Genomic DNA, 17,558 nt, shown 5'->3' with positions numbered 1-17,558 from the left:
TTGACATAATTTAAAAGAAACAGCGAATAGTATTTGGACAGGAAAAAAGAATGAGTAATAGAGAATCATGCTATCATTTGTTCTGACATTCTTTATATTCATTCGTTCGCTCTTCAATATGTTCAAGGAGCCTGAATTTCGAAGCATTTTCACGCTTGTTATATTTACCCTGACTCTGGGAACTGTAACCTATCATTCAATAGAAGGATGGACCTGGCTTGATTCCCTATATTTCTCTGTGATAACCCTGACAACAATAGGCTTCGGAGATTTAGCCCCAGCAACTGATATTGGTAAAATATTCACCATTATCTACGTTTTCATAGGACTTGGAATACTGCTAGGTTTTGTTAATGCCAGTGGCGAACATTTCAGAAAACAACAGGTAGAGAGAATGTCCCAGCGTAATCCTAATTTCCTGTGGGATTCCGGTGATACTCTGGAGGAGATGGAAAAGGATATTCTGGAGAATATTAAGGATGAGTGAGAAGGGTGAGAGTGTCTGATAAGATTTGTTTCTAGAAAATAATCATCGCCTATTTTTAATTGCTTTTTGCACGGATGCGAACCTGAGAGCATCGGTGCACCAGCCATCTTGAAGCACTGTGGTCCGAGCACCAACAGGAGCACAGGACGACAATGCGTCAAATACCAATGCAAGGCGGTGCTCCGCCCGCAGCAGTACAGCAGGAGCAGCGAGGACGGAAACCGTCTATGTGCCCTATCCTAAGGATAATTGTTACTTTACTTCTTTTATGGGTGTTTGGAGTAATTAATAAGCGATTGAGCCCGATTACATACATACCAGTTGCATGATTTTAATATGTATGTTTGGAAAAATGTTTGATATTCATAGCAATATCTTATCGAAAAAATAATATTACAAGAAATACTGTATAAAATATTGAATTGACATAAAGTAGAAAATGAGTTCCTTAAAACATTGATTTGTATTGCTACCTTTCAAAAAATCGGAACAATCAAGGGATAAAAGATGACTGACATGGAAACAAAAAATTATGATTTCAATTTGCTTGAAGATGAAGTTGTTGACACCGATTTTTTTGAAGATAAAACTCATGAAAATGTAGCTAAAACATTGTACAAATTAATAAAAAATAATGATAGGGGATTTACAATCGGAGTTGAAGGATCATGGGGGTCGGGAAAATCTACTGTTATTTCAATACTAAAAAGAAAAATTGAAGAAGAACCTGAATTATTCCACTATTTTTATTTTGACGCATGGGCACATGAAGGCGACCATTTAAGAAGGATATTTTTGGAATCTTTTATTTCACAACTCAATACTAAATCGCAGAAGCTTAAAGATTTAGAAAAGGAAATTTCAAATCGTAAGCGTACGACTGAAACTACTACTAAACAATACGGAACAACATTGGGGAAATTGCTCGCAGGTGCTGTCCTTTTTGTCCCGTTGGGTGCAGGTCTTGTTTCAGGAGCAGATACATTACAACTATCATTGAATTTGAATGGAAATATACAATGGATTTTTTTGCTAGGAGCAGCCTTATCGCTTATGCCATTGTGGGTACTTGCAGGGTATGCAATTCATTTGAAAAAGCGCGATAAAATCACATGGAAAGTGATTTTTAAAGACAAAGGGAAATGTATTTTTAAAGACGAAAACTGGGCTTTTTTAGAAAGCAATAGTGATATCATTACAACACAAGAAATATCAGAAGAAGAAGAGCGTTCTTCAGTTGAATTTGAGCGTTATTTTGCCAATATATTAACTGAAATTTTCCATGAAAAAAATAATAGTAAACTGCTAATTGTTGTTGATAATCTTGATCGTATTGATGCAGAAGATTCATTAAAAATCTGGTCAACCCTTCAAACATTTCTTCAACAAAGAAACCCTACAAAATCAGATTGCGATTTCTATAAGAATATTTGGATAATTGTACCTTATGATATGTATGGACTTTCTAAGCTCTGGGAAAATGGAAGAATATTAGAAGCTGGTTCTCCTGAGCCCAATTTGGGAGCATGTGCAAAATCATTTTTCGGTAAATGTTTCCAAATTCGTGTAGAGGTTCCTGAACCAATCTTTACAGGGTGGGAAAAGTTTACAAATGAAATGCTGAATCTGGCATTTGAAACTTGGGATAGCAGCGAAAAAGAAAACGTGTTAGAGGTATTAAAATTAACACGTGAAAATCTTACTGACACACCAACACCTCGTGAAATTAAAAACTACATCAACCAAGTAGGGATACTTAAATTGCATGTAAGTAACGAAATTCCAGTAAAAAGCATTGCATATTATGCAATGTACAAGTACATAAAAGGTTTCTCAACTCAGTCAATTAAAACCATGCTGATAAATGCTGAATTACCTATATTTAAAGATAAAGATTTTTTACCGCCTGAGTGTAATAAACATATGGCAGGGATTATTTATGGAGTGAAACCTGATAAAGGACACCAACTACTTCTGGAACCAGAAATTGAAAAAGCCTTGCTAAATGCAGCTGGAAGTGAATTAACGCATTTAGTGGAAGTTCACAAAGAAGGATTTTGGCCGGTATTTGATTATCACATAAACAATACCACTGTAACAAGTGATTCGTTCAATTATTCGAAAGCAGTTTATAGTGGATTATGGGAAGAAGAGAAAACACACTGTGGCAAATTTATATTGAAAATAAAGGAAGGTTTTTCAAAAAATATACCATCCCTTCCAAAAGATGGAAATATTGAAGACTATTTGCCTATCATAAAAATGAGTACAGATACTGTATTTCTTGAAAATATATGGAATATTGTTCTAACAACCCTAGAATCAAAAATTGAAGAAGAAGAAAATTTTAGTTTTGAAGATAATGTAAAATTCCTGAAAAATATCGCTGAAAACCTAGGAGATATTACAAAAGCATATACATCCTCTAAAATTAGCGTTGATAACTGGATTAAATGGGCCCAAGCAGCTAAAACAGAAGGAATAAATGCATATCTGTGGCTAATACCTTCTAAAGTGATATCAAAGGAAATTAAAACAGCTAATGGTACGGTATTATCTGGAACAAAAGAACTATTATCATATTGTATTCACTCAGGAATTACTGGTTGGGAAGAACTTGCTAATGTATGTGAAAAACATCTATCACAAAATAATGGTTCTATTAATGATGAAACTTCAAAGGAAATACCCGATATTTTGTTATTGCTCACTACACATGACAAAGCTTCTCGTACAGTAATAGAGATGATCCTTCGAAATGGTCAATTCCATAATTTTGTACACACACAACAAAACACTGAAGTAAAATTATCTTCAGCTTTACTAATGGCACATTACTTTGGAAACGAATTACATGACATTAAAATTGTTCCACCAATTGTGAATTCTGAGAATGGATTGCAATCAATGAGGGCTATATGGCTAACAAATGATAAAGCCAATGCAATCGAAATGCTAAGACTTCTCAATGAATATGATCAGCTCAATCTTGTATGGGATATGGCTGAAAAGAAAGAAAATCAACTTGTCATCGCAATTATTGAATTAGCCCTCGAAGAAGACATATCAGAATTATTCACATGTACTGAAGTACTTGAAAAATTGCAATTCGCCATAGAAATTATAAAAGATTCTGATATGCAGGACAAAATAGTAGCACAATTCCTTAAGCATTCGGCGATAGAAAAAGAAGTAAAAATCACTTCTAATTTAGATGTTTTTAAGTATTCTGAAGCACTTCTTGCAATTTTGAGAAAATCAAAAAACAATGATATGATTCGTATCCTTACAATACTGATAAGAAAGGTAGATAAAGACAAGTGGGATACCTGTTTTATTGATAACAGAAATCCTATATTACTGGCTTTAGAACTTAAAAATAAAAAATCAGACTTTTCACTTGAAAATACCTATTTAGATGCACTTTTTGACTTTGCTCAACAGTGGAGTAAAGACGAAAACAGAGCGGATGATTGGCAAAAAGGAAAATGGATTAGTCTTGTGAATCTTCTGGGAGAAAGTTTTCAAAAACGTTACAAGGATAAACTCACTAAACTGTTGCTAGATGCTGATTTTATTGTTACAAAAGAATTCTGTGAATGTAATCATAGCTTTTTGAATTATCATACCTTGCTTATAAACGAAAAAGCAAAACTACAAACTTCATTTGCAGATGCAATTGAAGAAAATGGTAATTTTGATTGTTTAGAAATAATAGATATAATTCTAAGAAATGATGAAAATGAGAGTTTTATTCCAGATGATTATATCTCTAAGACTGAATCAGAACCACTTATAAATATGTATGAAGCTCAAGATGATGAAAACAGAAAAGAAGTTCTAAAACGACTTGCTCATAAATTCAACATTAAACTCATTGAACAAAATTCAGAATCTCAAGAAGAAATTGAATAAATGGTATATTTTTAGTAGGTTGAGAAAAAAGAGGATGTTCAAAAAGGACTTTGAATGATAGGATACAAAAAATGAATATGTAACTATTAGAGGTTGTAATGGTAAACTTTGATGATTTATTGGATAATCCTTCACTTTTAATAGGTTTTCTTGTAGGATTTATCCTCCTTCTAGTCCCAACTTCAACACAAATTTTCCTTTTAATAGTAGCTGAGTATGCAAATGAAACGGGGCATGGTTCTATTGGAAGTATAATTAACTGTTTCCTAGATATGATAGGAGGCTTCACTACTTGGCTAGTTTTAACCTTTATAGAGTCAGTAACATATGTTATTGTAGTTGCTTTTGTGTTCTTTTCAATTGCAGGTACTATTGTTCGAATGTTTAAATAATGGATGAAAAAATGACACAAGACACTTATGATAAATTACTCTTTACATCTTTCCAACATAGCTACATTTTTGAAAAAGCAACATTGTTAAAAGGAATTATAGATAACCATGTTCCTGTGTTTGATATTGTTCAAGGGAATGATGGTGTCCAGTTTAGCAATTACGAGGCTATCAGAGCACACTTAAAGGCAGAAATTCATTTTTCTATGTTTCATGCTCTTGAATCAATATTTGCTCTAATTTTTGCCTTAATTAAGCAACCAGACAATGTATGGGTTTGGCTTACTAACTACAAATTTCCAAAATTTAATGAAATGGTTGCTAAGGTCGCCGAAGCTGATATCTCAGTGGCCTCTGAAATGGATGAATTTGAAACAATTAAATTTTTATTTTTCAAAAACTGTCCAGATGAATTCGTAGAGCAAACTCAGGTAAGAGAAGCTATTCAAACAATATCAAAAATTCTGATATTATGTGCAAATGAAATGCTTGACAAGGATGAATATAATTCATATAAGCATGGATTAAGGCTTATTAGTGGTGATCTTAGATTAAACTTAGTCAATGAAAAAGAAGGAATTGAAAAGATTGTTGATATTGTCCCCGGTTTTGTATATTTAAATACTAAAAATCAAGAAACTCCCAGGATTGTTCCTAAACAATACTCATATGAGAGAAGTTATAAGATAATTAAAATTTGTTGGCAACTTACATCTCTAATGATTAATCAAAGAAAAGTAGATTATTCAGTTACTACAAGTTGTGCTATTGAAACAATTGATTTTAGTAAGATTGATATTATGGATATATTTGGATATCCTGAATATTCCTATGCTTTTGAATAAGTCTTAATTTGAACTAAATATCAAGAATACAATATTCAAAATATCCATTTTTAAGAATAGTGTACTAAGATAAATCAAGTGTTGGAGGTGAGATTCGAACTCACGGACTCCCACGAGAATGGGTCCTAAGCCCATCGCCTTTGGCCAAGCTGGGTAACCCTCGCACAAATTAGTTTTATACAACTATTGAGTTGTAATTAAAAGGTATAAGAAGTTGGGGCTTTTAACCCCGTGATTTCAAGCCCCTGGAGAGATTCGAACCCTCGGCCTGCTGATTACGAATCAGCCGCTATACCGCTAAGCCACAGAGGCAAAACTGAACGACAGTATAATTCTATATAATGATTTAATAATTTCGCTTAAGCTTTACTAATATCAGCTAGAGCACTCTCACTTCAATGCAGACATTGAACTGGTGGGGAGCATAGGACCGGACGACTCGTGACTCTACAAGTTCAGTAGTTCTTCCTGCTCTTTTTGCTGCTTCATCGATAAGTTTCAGGGAACTCTCAAAAAGGTCGTCCTCTGGAGTAATATCGTAATAGTGAATAATACCGTTTGGAGCACAAAGTTTCACAGCAGCGTCAAGGAAATCATTAGCATTGTGAGGCAGGTTCATAATCACATGATCTGCAATACCGGCATATTTTTCAGCTTCAAGGTTCGTATCGCCTTCTATGGCTTCCACGTTTGGAACTGAATTAAGTTCAACATTGTGGCGCAGGAACTCAACAGCATCCGGGTTCTTGTCTATTGCAATCACGCGAATGTTAGGGCTTTTCCTGGCGAACATAATGCTATATGGGCCAACACCTGCAAACATGTCTACAACGGTTTCGCCTTCTTTAACTTGGTCAAGGATGCGTGAACGCTCAGTTGCAAGGCGTGGTGTGAAATAAGCTCTTTCAAGGTCGATGTAAAATCGTGAACCGTATTCCTTGTGAATTGTTGATGTCCTCTCCTCCCCTGCAACAGTCCTGAACCTGCGGGTTCTGAACTCTCCCTCAACAGGACTCTGGGCTGCAAGTACAGTCTTGACGTTTTTCTTCACTTTCATGATTGCATCTGCAACCTTCTCAGGTTCAGCAACGTCATCCTCAATAAGCGCAATATCTCCGACTATTTCAAAGTGAGGTACAACGTCCAGCAGTTCTTCAAGTTTAAGCTGGCCTTTCTGCTCCTCAAACTCATGCTCGGTAAGTTCAAACTCTCCGGGTAATTCCTTTAGCTCTACTTCTTCTGGTTTTCGTGTGAGTGGAAGCAAAAGGTAATCTTCTTTTGAACTAATTCGTGCGGAATTGTCCAGCAGGTCCATTTCCAGCAGTAACCTGCGTATTGGCTCGCCTTTTTTCTTCAGAACTTTAATGCAACTTCTATTCATATTATGTACCTATGATAAACCATGATCCAAACAGGACAAGGAACAGTCCGCAAGATAGCAGTACCCTTTCATAAATCTTTGGTGACATGAGTTTCTTTCCCTTGCTGAAAGATGCGGAAACAACAGTGAAATATCCAAGGTCAGCGAGCCAGTGTCCTGCCATAAACATCACAACTGCTATCAGACCGATCTCCATTCCCCGGAGCACAAGTGCACTTCCCGCTGCCAGCCACCATATCCAGAAATAAGGATTTGATGCTGATGTGACAACTCCTGCAAGTACAGGTTTAGAGGTGCCTTTGTCGTGTTCATGCATGGAATCTGCTGCTCCTTTTGCACTTCTCATTGTCATCAGGCCAAATATCACAAGGGTGGCTCCACCAAGTAATGATATTGCCATTACAGTGCTGTCACTCACTGCTGTAATACCGTAGATTATCAGAACGCATACCATGAACTCAAGGATTGCATGACCTACAAAGATTTTGGGACCTGCTTTCCATCCTCTTTTCAGGGATGTATCTATTGTCACAAAAAGCATGGGTCCTGGTACAAGTGCACCTGTAAGTCCTAGGACAAATCCTATTGTCAGCATTTCCAGCAGTTCTAACATAGTCTACACTGCTTAAGTCAGTTAAATGTTAAAAAAGATTTGTAAAAAAGTGTATGTAACAAAGGAAGAGGTTGTACAGTCTTCCTCTGTCGACTATCAAATTATTATTTGTTTTAGAGAATAATCTCTATGTCAAGCTCTTCGGCAAGTTCCTTGTACCTGTTACGGATAGTGACTTCTGTTACACCTGCAACATCAGCGACTTCACGCTGAGTACGGCGCTCGCCACAAAGGATTGAAGCAATGTAAATTGCTGCTGCTGCCACGCCAGTTGGGCCACGGCCACTGGTAAGTTCCTTTTCGGAAGCCTGCCTGAGAATCTCCACACCTCTGGACTGTACTTCACCTTTGAGGTTAAGTCCTGAACAGAACCTTGGTACATAGTCTATTGGTGAGGTTGGCATAAGTTTCAGTGAAAGTTCTCTTGAGATGAAACGGTATGTTCTTCCAATCTCTTTCCTGCTTACCCTTGATACTTCTCCTATCTCGTCAAGTGTTCTTGGAACACTGCACTGGCGGCATGCTGCATAAAGTGCTGCTGCTGCAACACCTTCAATACTTCTTCCACGGATGAGGTTCTTGTCAACTGCTTTTCTGTAAACTACAGCAGCGGTTTCACGCACAGTTCTTGGCAGACCAAGAGCTGATGCCATACGGTCAAGTTCGGACAGAGCGAACGCAAGGTTCCTTTCCGTAGCGTTACTTACTCTTATCCTACGTTGCCATTTTCTCAACCTGTAAAGCTGTGCCCTGTTCTTTGATGAAATGGATTTACCGTATGAGTCACGATTTCTCCAGTCGATCATTGTGGACAGACCTTTGTCGTGGATGGTGTAGGTCATTGGTGCGCCCACACGGGAACGTTTCATCCTCTGGTCATGATCGAAAGCACGCCATTCAGGTCCTTCGTCAACAAATTCTGCGTCAACTACGAGTCCACAGTCAGAACACACGAGTTCAGCTCTCTCGTAGTCCTGTACGAGGTTGCGGCTGCCACACTCAGGACACTGAACTTTTGCTTTTTCGACTTCAGCACTCTTATCTTTCTCTTTACGTGCTTTAATCATTGCACGTATCTTCTCCCTTTCGGAAGTATCGGAATATCGTACCCTTTCTACTTCGACCATTCATTTCACCTTTAAAGAATCTCTCATGAAAATATATTTGATATGTGTATCCTCAATCATTCACAGCTCACAGCATAAGTAATATATCATATAACCTGCAATCCTTCATTGAACGTATACTCGTTCATTTACAAGTCGTTCCAATCCGGAAGCTACAATTCGCTTGTCAGGCTTCAGAGTAAAATAAGGCTGATCCACTGGACCAAATATGCCGGAAACCTTTCCGATGGGTTTTATGGATTTGTCAAGAACAAAAGAGTTTATTCGCGGCAAGTCCTTCATTGACCCGGAAAACTGTTTTTCATCGCCTCTGACGACGATTTCATTCTGCTTAGAAATATGCAGGATCTGACCTAATCTTTTCATATGCTTTCGTTTATTGTATTTAGGTTTTTGTACTATATGTTCTATTCATAGTATATAAAGATATCGTAAGCATTTTAATATCAGTTTTTTTAGTACAAAAACATATCTATAATCCTCCAGATTATGCCTGAACAGAGTCAATATGCTCCTGATACAGGATTTTGATCATAGTTTGTGTTTAATGACTCCAATGTCGTTTTTATGTTCTCGTTTAAATAATTATGTGATGACTATGTCACTTAATCACAGACCACAACCTTAAAGTTGTAAAAGAACAATTGGGGCATCGACTTAATAATAGTAATGAATGTCCATCATATTCTTATGCATGGAGGAAATTCGGTGGCAGATAACAAATTCGTATATTTTTTCGGAAACGAAGAAACTGAAGGTAAAAATAGTATGAAAGATCTGCTGGGTGGCAAAGGGGCTAACCTGGCAGAGATGGCCAATCTGGGAATCCCTGTCCCTCCAGGATTTACTATAACAACAGAAGTTTGTTTACTTTATCTTGAAAAAGGGGTTTATCCTGAAGAGGTTATAGACCAGATAAACAAAGCAATAATAAAGCTCGAAAAGGCAACTGGCAAGAAATTTGGGGACAACGAGAATCCTTTACTTCTATCTGTCAGATCCGGTGCAAGAGTATCCATGCCAGGAATGATGGACACTGTTCTGAACCTTGGTTTAAATGATGATACCGTCACAGCCCTGTCTAAGAAGACAGGTAATGAAAGGTTTGCCTATGACAGTTACCGCAGGTTCCTCACCATGTTTGGTGATGTCGTACTTGACATTGAGCATGAGAAATTCGAATCTGCTCTCAGCGCTAAGAAGAAGAACCTTGGTGTTGAACTAGACACTGATCTGAATGCAGCTGCCCTAAATGAACTTGCAGAAGAGTTCAAGGGAATTATCAGGAAGGAAACCGGAAACGATTTTCCACAGGATCCACGCGAGCAGCTTCAGATGGCAATCGATGCGGTTTTCAATTCATGGAACAACCAGCGTGCCATAACTTACAGGCGTCTTAACAACATTCCAGGTGAATGGGGTACAGCCGTTAACGTGCAGTCTATGGTTTACGGTAACATGGGCGAAACATCAGGGACCGGTGTGGCATTCACAAGAGATCCGGCAACCGGGGATAAGCGCTTCTTTGGTGAATATCTAATGAATGCACAGGGTGAGGATGTTGTTGCAGGTATAAGGACCCCGGAACCAATATCCACTCTCAGGGATAACATGCCTGATGCATACGCTCAACTTGAAGAGATCTACATGAAACTGGAAGATCACTTCAAGGACATGCAGGATATCGAATTTACCATTGAGGAAGGCAGATTATACATGCTGCAGACCCGTACTGGTAAAAGAACGGCGGCGGCGGCGTTAAAAATTGCTGTTGAAATGGTCAATGAAGGTCTCATTGACAAACGAACAGCAGTTACAAGAGTCTCCCCCGAACAGATCGATCGTCTTCTACATCCTACAATTGATTCTCAGGCCGAATATGAAGTTGTTGCAACCGGCCTTCCAGCATCCCCCGGCGCTGCCGTGGGTAAAGTTGTTTTCACTGCAGAGCATGCCGAAGAAATGGCAAAAGCCAATGAAAAAGTAATTCTGGTACGTACTGAAACTTCACCAGAGGACATTGGCGGCATGGATGCAGCACAGGGAATCCTTACCGTAAGAGGTGGAATGACCTCACACGCAGCAGTAGTTGCAAGAGGTATGGGTAAGCCATGTGTTGCAGGATGTGGCTCAGTAAGCATCGATATGGCAAGCTGTTCATTCTCTGTTTGTGATGTCACAATCAACGAAGGGGACTATGTGACCATTGACGGAAGTACAGGTGGTCTCATTCTCGGTGAGGTTGAGCTTGTAACTCCTGGTGTAAGCGGTGAACTTGATACGCTTCTTGCATGGGCAGATGAGGTAAGGGAAATGGGTGTCAGAACAAATGCGGACACACCTCATGACGCTCAGGTAGCAAGAGACTTCGGTGCAGAAGGTATCGGTCTTTGCAGGACAGAGCACATGTTCTTTGGAGAAGACCGTATTCCTGCAGTAAGGGAAATGATCCTTGCAGAAGATACAGAAACCAGGAAAGCAGCTCTTGAAAAGCTCCTTCCAATGCAGAAAGAGGACTTTATTGGAATCTTTAAGGTTATGGAAGGTTTCCCGGTCACAATCCGTCTTCTTGACCCACCACTTCACGAGTTCCTTCCAAAACATGATGAGATTGCAGAGAAACTTGCATCCCTTGAAACAGAAGGTGCAAGTGAATCAGAGATCGAGCGTATTCACAAGATTCTGGAACGTGTAGAGTCCATGGAAGAGACAAACCCTATGCTGGGACATCGTGGATGCCGTCTTGGAATCACATATCCTGAAATTTACGCAATGCAGGTCAAAGCAATTATCGAGGCAGCATGTGAGCTTAAGGCAGGCGGAATGGATATAGTTCCTGAAATTATGATTCCACTTATTTCACATGTAAATGAACTCAGTTCCACAAAGAAAGACCTTGTGGAAGTTGCAGAATCTGTAATGACTGAAAAAGGCTGCAAACTTGAGTACATGGTAGGTACCATGATAGAGCTTCCAAGGGCAGCACTCACAGCAGACAAGATTGCACAGGAAGCAGAATTCTTTTCATTCGGAACTAATGATCTCACTCAGACTACATTTGGTTTCAGCAGGGATGATGCAGGCAAGTTCCTTCCGTTCTACATTGAGAACTCCATTCTTCCAGGCGATCCATTCGCAGTCCTTGATCAGGAAGGCGTTGGTGAACTTGTGAAAATAGGTATTGATAAAGGACGTTCCACAAAACCTGATATTAAAATTGGAATCTGTGGTGAACATGGTGGAGAACCAAGCTCTGTTAAGTTCGGATACAACATCGGACTGAACTATGTAAGCTGTTCACCTTTCCGTGTGCCAATTGCAAGACTTGCAGCAGCACAGGCAGTAATTGAAAAGCAGGATAATTAATCCTGATTTCAATTCTCTTTTTTTATTTTTGTTTCAATTTCTTATTTTGCTTTTTGCGATTGCTATTATTTTAATCATTATTGTTTCTCCAGACATTGCCACAGCTATGCAAAAAAAATGAGAATAGAAAAAAAGAAGGACAGATTAGTATGATCTTGTGATCATATAATCTGCAATTGCTTTGAGTATTGTTTTAGATTCAGAATCTTCAACAACGTTAAGAAGTTCCTTGCCCCTTGCAATGTAGTCAAGTGCAAGGTCTCTTACATAATCAATGGAGCCCGCTTCCTCAAGCTGGTGCACTGCTTCATTGATCTCTTCTGTTGTAGCTTCTCCCTTGCCGAATATCTTAAGCTCAACACCCTTGTTAAGTGCATGTATGGCAATAAGGGTCTTCTTGCCTTCCATAAGGTCACTGCCTCTTACCTTACCCAGAACTTCCTCAGGAGTAGTCATGTCAATGACATCATCATAGATCTGGAATGCAATACCTATGAGCCTTCCACATTCATAGAATGCATCTGATACTTCCTCGGGTGCTCCCCCAAGAATTGCTCCTATCTGCATGGAAGCTGCGTAGAGTACACCGGTCTTCTTCTCGATCATCTCAAGGTATTCTTCCTTTGTGACATCGTCACGGTTCTCAAACTCAACATCCATCCACTGACCTTCACAGATATCCCTGCAAGCCTTGGAAAGAATGTCAATACATTTAAGGTTGCGTTCAGGTGCTTCTGCCGGTGCATGGGTAAGTATTTCGAAAGCCTTTGAATAAAGAGTATCTCCTGCGAGGATGGCTCCTGCTTCTCCCCATTTTACATGGACTGCCGGCATTCCACGACGAATATCGTCTCTGTCCATGATATCATCATGGACAAGTGTGAAATTGTGGACCAGCTCGACTGCCACTGCTGCAGGAAGAACTGTTTCAAGATCTGAACCAACAGCTTCTGCTGCAAGTATCACTGTTGCAGGGCGCAGTCTTTTACCACCTGCATCAGGGAGATATCTTGCTGCCTTGTAAAGTTCATACGGCTTGTCAATAGGAAGGTATTCCTCTATTCCTTTATCGACATGTGATGAACGTTTTTTAATCTCTTCAATAAGATCCATAAACATCCCTATTTTTAGTTTACTCTTCATCTATGTAGAGCTCTTCTCCATTCCTCAGAAGGTGAAGAGTGTCACCGAGCACGTATCCGGCATCCTCTGCCATCTGGATGTACTCGCTGTGCATCTGTATAGTTCCATGTGCAGGGATAACATGCTCTGGTTTAAGCATCCTGAGAAGTTCCCAGTGATCCTCACGGTATGCGTGCCCTGAAACATGGACATTATCGTAAATCCTGGCTCCGCGCATCTTCAATTTTGTCTCAAGAGCATAGCGGTTTGCCTGTGTCATTGGATTTGGAATAATATTTGCAGAGAAAATAATGCGGTCTCCCCTGTCAATTTTGAAAGGTGTCTCGCCTGCTGCGATTCTTCCAAGCACAGCACCTGGTTCACCCTGATGGCCTGTGACCACTGGAAGGTATTTGTTCTTGCCCTTTTCCATTATCCTTGCAAAAGCTTTGTCTATTTCCCTGCGGTTTCCGTATATTTCGACATTCTCCGGAAGTTCAATGTAACCCATCTGGTGAGCAGTTGCGATATATCTCTCCATGGAACTTCCCATAAGGACCGGGATTCTTCCCATTTCCTGAGCGAACTTGACAATGGAGTTAACACGGGCAACATGTGATGCAAAAGTAGTAACAATCATGCCGACATCGGATTCTTCCGTCTCAAGGAGTACATCTCTGAGCATGGAATGTGCGATCATCTCGGAAGGTGCTTTTCCATTGCGTCCTGCGTTTGTGCTCTCTGTAATCAATGCTATAACACCTTCTTCCCCAAGTTCCTTGAGCCTGTTAAAGTCAGGAGCTTCTCCAAGTGTCGGAGTCCTGTCAAGCTTGAAGTCACATGCATAGACGATTGATCCGCTTACGGTGTGGATTACGAGGAAAATCGTGTCTATTATACTATGCTGTGTGTTAACAAATTCAATGGAAATTTCTTTTGTAATCTCCAGTGATTCACCTGCGTCCAGAGATACGATATTGTTCTTTACTCCGAATTTTCTCTCAGACTCTATCTGATGCTTTATGAGTGTTGTTGTGTATGGGGTTCCGATTATAGGTGCAGTATACCTGTGTGCCAGCTTTGGGATAGCACCAATGTGATCAAGGTGTCCGTGTGTACAGACTATTGCACGTACATTACCGTTCACTTCTTTCATGATGGTATCATCTGGTATGGCTCCCATCTCGATAAGTTCAAGTGAATGCATTTTATCTGTTTCAACATCTTCATGTATCTGAACCCGGTCAAGACGAAGACCCATATCGACGATGATAATATCTTCGTCGATCCTGATGGCAGTCATGTTACGGCCCATTTCATTGTATCCGCCGACTGCAATAATTCCGATTTCTGTCATATATATTAACCTCTAATTATTAAATTCAATTTATTTAAATTTTCCCTGTAAATTGATGAATGTTAAACTCTCTGGAAATCCTTGTTAGTTGAGCGCAGAGCAAAGTCCTTTACATTAAAACCACGCAGTTCCAGATACTCGTGTGTCCAGCCACTGATAACTGTCGGTGCAAGATGCAGATCCTTAAGATCCCTGCATCCGCAAAGGAACATTGCAACTTCCATTTCTTTGAGCATATGTTCTATGTTTTTAACTACTGCATCCTTTCCCTGTAAGGCTGGTCCGACAAAAGGAAGGGCAGCACTTGCAACTGAAGCCCCAAGAGCGAGTGATTTTGCAATATCAAGTCCAGTTCTTAAGCCTCCGGTTGCTATTACCGGGAGTGAAACACTACATTCCACTATGCTTGGAACAGTGGGTATTCCGAAATCCCAGAATAATTCTCCAAGCATTTCAGATTCTGTGTCTTTTCTTTCCCTGGCACGATATACTTCTACTCCTGACCAGCTTGTGCCTCCGACACCGCCAACATCAATGGCAGCAACTCCCGCTTCTTTTAGTATGAATGCGTCCTCATGTGAAATGCCTGCACCGGTTTCTTTAATTATGACCGGTACTGCCAGTGAACAAATATCCTTTATTACTTCAAGAGCACCTGATGCGTCCCTGTCACCTTCTGGCTGGATTGCTTCCTGAAGGAAATTCAGGTGAACTGCAATAGCATCCGCATCTATCATTTCTATTATCTTTTCAACACCTTCAACGCCGTATTCTCTTATCTGGGCTGCACCGATGTTACCATAAACAAATGCACTGGGTGCTTTATCTCTTACAATACTGAATGATTCTTCCTGGGATGGATCTTCAATGGCAGCACGCTGACTGCCAACACCTATTCCCAGTCCGAGTTCTTCAACTGCTTCAGCAAGAGCGGCATTAACTGCGGTAGTTTCAGGATGTCCTCCTGTAATGGAGGCTATCATGAAAGGTGCGTTCATTTCCTTTTCCAGAAAACGGATCGATGTATCAATGTCATCCATGTTCATTTCGGGTAGTGCCCTGTGAACAAGCATTACATCATCAAACCCTGCTCCTGTTTTCCTTGATTCTACCGGACTTGCAGCGCATAGTTCTAGATGCTCGATCTTTCTTCTGGATGTGCTCATGATTAATACCTTTATAATATGTATATAAAATGCCTTTTTTATATAGTCCCGGCTCCTATTGCGGTACCAATATTCTTACCACTGAGGAAATCTGATATGTTTCCTGTATTGCCTGCATTAAATATATAAGAAGTGCTGTTTGACTGCTCACTTAGTTCTAAAAGCTCAAGTACTTTTCCCAGCATTCCGCCGGTAACATCGGTGTTAGCAGAACCACCGAGATATGCCTTAATTTCATCAAAATTTTCGTTGTTGATTAGGGGTATTACTCCTCCTTTGTCATCAAGCACACCTTCTTCTGCACTTCCAATTCCGATTCTTGATGCTTTCATCTGTATTGCAAGATACGGAACAATCTGATCACCGGACAGGACCGAAGTCCCAAGGTCGGTGTCCATTACCATGTCGCCATGAAGAACGGGTACAAATCCATTAGCAAGCATTTCCTCTATTTGTTCAAGGAACATACTCTTTATGCGGCTGTTGCTTGATATTGCACATGCCATAGGATGTACTGGCAATGCGTTAATTCCTGCAGAGTTTAAGGTTTCAACAACCATTGTGTTGAGTTTCCTTACTGACATGTGTGTAATTATGGAACCTTCATGGTCAAATTTACCGGTAAGTCCGAAACGTTTGACCTGCGGATGTCCGAATGATCCTGCACCATGCACAATGATAAGTTTTCCTTCAAAACCTGAGATCTCAGCTGCTATTCTTTCTATTTCACTTAATCTTGCAGTACCATCATCAGCACTTTTATCTGTGATGACACTACCGCCTATCTTCAGGATAGTAATATTATTGTTATCCATGCAATGACTCCAATCGCACGCCTTCTTTTGTATTGTTTGTAATTATGGCTTCTCCGCCGGCATTCTCAATTGCTCTTGCGATATCTTCCGCATTATTTTCTCCTGCAAGTGCAACCATGCACCCTCCTCCGCCGGCACCTGTTATTTTGGCACTGATGGCACCGCTTCCACGGGCAGCATATACCAGTGAGGATAACTCTGCACTTCCAACACCAATGGCATCCAGAAGCCCTTGATTTATATTCATGAGTTTTCCAATAGTTTTGTAGTCGCCTTCAGAAACCAGTTTTTCAGCCAGTATGGACATCTGTCCTATATTGGAAAGTATTGGTTCAATAACAGAAGGGAAATCGCTGCGTAGTTTTGCAACATTGCCTACAAGTTCTTTTGTAGAAGAAAATTTGTGGGTGTTACCTACAACAATAGGACAATTGATAAGATCCAGTTTTTTCCTCTGTGGAATCATTACAACGCCGCCCATGGTACTGACGTATGTATCAGTAGGACTTGCATTGCCCTGAACCATTTTTTCAATTTCATGTGCTGTTTTTGCTATGTCTTCAAGGGAAAGACCGCATTCATAAAGGTGATTCAATGCCTGGATACTTGCAACAGTGACTGCTGCAGATGATCCCAGGCCCGATCCTACTGGAAGTTCTGATTCTATAATTATCCGTACACCTTTTATATCTGCAAACCTGCGCATTTTTTCGATGACATAAGAAACATAAGGATGGGTATCATGGTCAAGTCCAGTTCGTCCCAGAATAGATTCGATAATTATTTCATTTTCATCAGATTTTTCCACACTTACTTTTGTGCGAAGCTCAACAGCGCAGCAGATCGCGCTTTCTCCATATACTACTGCGTGTTCACCAAAAAGATAAACTTTTCCGGGTGCTGAGCATGTGATCATAGGTTTCCTGATCCTTTATTTACTGTTATGATCTAGTTTATGAATACAAGCCTTGA

14 protein-coding genes and 2 tRNA genes are annotated in these 17,558 nt (G+C 39.9%); 5 read left to right on the top strand and 11 right to left on the bottom strand.

Annotated elements, in window-relative coordinates:
• The first annotated feature begins 118 nt into the window (after positions 1-118).
• The 4 genes from V7O61_RS10645 (at position 119) to V7O61_RS10630 (ending at position 5,639) form a co-directional block, all read left to right on the top strand.
• Positions 119-487: a potassium channel family protein gene (locus V7O61_RS10645; protein ID WP_407281839.1), complete on the top strand. Its 369-nt coding sequence runs from the start codon at positions 119-121 to the stop codon at positions 485-487.
• A gap of 507 nt (positions 488-994) precedes the next feature.
• Positions 995-4,402, top strand: a complete 3,408-nt coding sequence (locus tag V7O61_RS10640; protein WP_407281840.1) for a P-loop NTPase fold protein — start codon at positions 995-997, stop codon at positions 4,400-4,402.
• Between the two features lie 98 nt (positions 4,403-4,500).
• On the top strand, positions 4,501-4,794 hold the full coding sequence (locus V7O61_RS10635; protein WP_407281841.1) for a hypothetical protein: 294 nt from the start codon (positions 4,501-4,503) through the stop codon (positions 4,792-4,794).
• Complete coding sequence (locus V7O61_RS10630; RefSeq protein ID WP_407281842.1) at positions 4,794-5,639, top strand: hypothetical protein; 846 nt, start codon at positions 4,794-4,796, stop codon at positions 5,637-5,639. Before V7O61_RS10635 ends, V7O61_RS10630 begins: the two co-directional genes overlap by 1 nt.
• Positions 5,640-5,721: 82 nt before the next feature.
• Here the strand turns inward: V7O61_RS10630 and V7O61_RS10625 are convergent.
• From V7O61_RS10625 to V7O61_RS10600, 6 genes are all read right to left on the bottom strand, one after another.
• Positions 5,722-5,799 (bottom strand) — tRNA-Leu (locus tag V7O61_RS10625).
• 80 nt (positions 5,800-5,879) lie between these two features.
• A tRNA-Thr gene (locus tag V7O61_RS10620) sits at positions 5,880-5,951 on the bottom strand.
• Between the two features lie 67 nt (positions 5,952-6,018).
• The gene (locus V7O61_RS10615) at positions 6,019-7,020 is read right to left on the bottom strand and encodes a class I SAM-dependent methyltransferase (protein WP_407281843.1); all 1,002 of its coding nucleotides are present in this window, start codon (positions 7,018-7,020) and stop codon (positions 6,019-6,021) included.
• Position 7,021: 1 nt separating this feature from the next.
• The gene (locus V7O61_RS10610; RefSeq protein WP_288067907.1) at positions 7,022-7,633 is read right to left on the bottom strand and encodes a LysE family transporter; all 612 of its coding nucleotides are present in this window, start codon (positions 7,631-7,633) and stop codon (positions 7,022-7,024) included.
• Between the two features lie 113 nt (positions 7,634-7,746).
• Positions 7,747-8,760, bottom strand: a complete 1,014-nt coding sequence (locus V7O61_RS10605) for a transcription initiation factor IIB (RefSeq protein WP_023846028.1) — start codon at positions 8,758-8,760, stop codon at positions 7,747-7,749.
• Positions 8,761-8,865: 105 nt separating this feature from the next.
• Positions 8,866-9,126: an H/ACA ribonucleoprotein complex subunit GAR1 gene (locus V7O61_RS10600; protein ID WP_407281844.1), complete on the bottom strand. Its 261-nt coding sequence runs from the start codon at positions 9,124-9,126 to the stop codon at positions 8,866-8,868.
• A gap of 342 nt (positions 9,127-9,468) precedes the next feature.
• Between V7O61_RS10600 and ppdK the strand changes: the two genes are divergently transcribed.
• On the top strand, positions 9,469-12,126 hold the full coding sequence (gene ppdK, locus V7O61_RS10595) for a pyruvate, phosphate dikinase (protein WP_407281845.1): 2,658 nt from the start codon (positions 9,469-9,471) through the stop codon (positions 12,124-12,126).
• 144 nt (positions 12,127-12,270) lie between these two features.
• Here the strand turns inward: ppdK and V7O61_RS10590 are convergent, their stop codons facing one another.
• The 5 genes from V7O61_RS10590 to V7O61_RS10570 all read right to left on the bottom strand — a co-directional run bounded on the left by V7O61_RS10590 (position 12,271) and on the right by V7O61_RS10570 (position 17,502).
• Positions 12,271-13,239 (bottom strand): polyprenyl synthetase family protein, encoded by a 969-nt coding sequence (locus tag V7O61_RS10590; RefSeq protein ID WP_023846031.1) that lies wholly within the window; start codon positions 13,237-13,239, stop codon positions 12,271-12,273.
• A gap of 19 nt (positions 13,240-13,258) precedes the next feature.
• Positions 13,259-14,605, bottom strand: a complete 1,347-nt coding sequence (locus V7O61_RS10585) for an RNase J family beta-CASP ribonuclease (protein WP_023846032.1) — start codon at positions 14,603-14,605, stop codon at positions 13,259-13,261.
• Positions 14,606-14,667: 62 nt separating this feature from the next.
• Positions 14,668-15,771: a type 2 isopentenyl-diphosphate Delta-isomerase gene (fni, locus tag V7O61_RS10580; RefSeq protein ID WP_023846033.1), complete on the bottom strand. Its 1,104-nt coding sequence runs from the start codon at positions 15,769-15,771 to the stop codon at positions 14,668-14,670.
• Positions 15,772-15,809: 38 nt separating this feature from the next.
• Positions 15,810-16,586 carry an isopentenyl phosphate kinase gene (locus tag V7O61_RS10575; protein WP_407281847.1) on the bottom strand — a complete coding sequence of 259 codons (777 nt, stop codon included), beginning with the start codon at positions 16,584-16,586 and terminating at the stop codon, positions 15,810-15,812.
• A complete protein-coding gene (locus tag V7O61_RS10570; RefSeq protein WP_407281849.1) occupies positions 16,579-17,502 on the bottom strand; it encodes a mevalonate kinase in 924 nt (307 codons plus the stop codon). Before V7O61_RS10570 ends, V7O61_RS10575 begins: the two co-directional genes overlap by 8 nt.
• Positions 17,503-17,558 lie beyond the last annotated feature (56 nt).

It is taken from the genome of Methanolobus sp. WCC1 (genome assembly GCF_045690315.1).
Taxonomy (GTDB): Archaea; Halobacteriota; Methanosarcinia; order Methanosarcinales; family Methanosarcinaceae; genus Methanolobus; species Methanolobus tindarius.
This window is presented reverse-complemented; position numbering and strand designations above follow the sequence as displayed.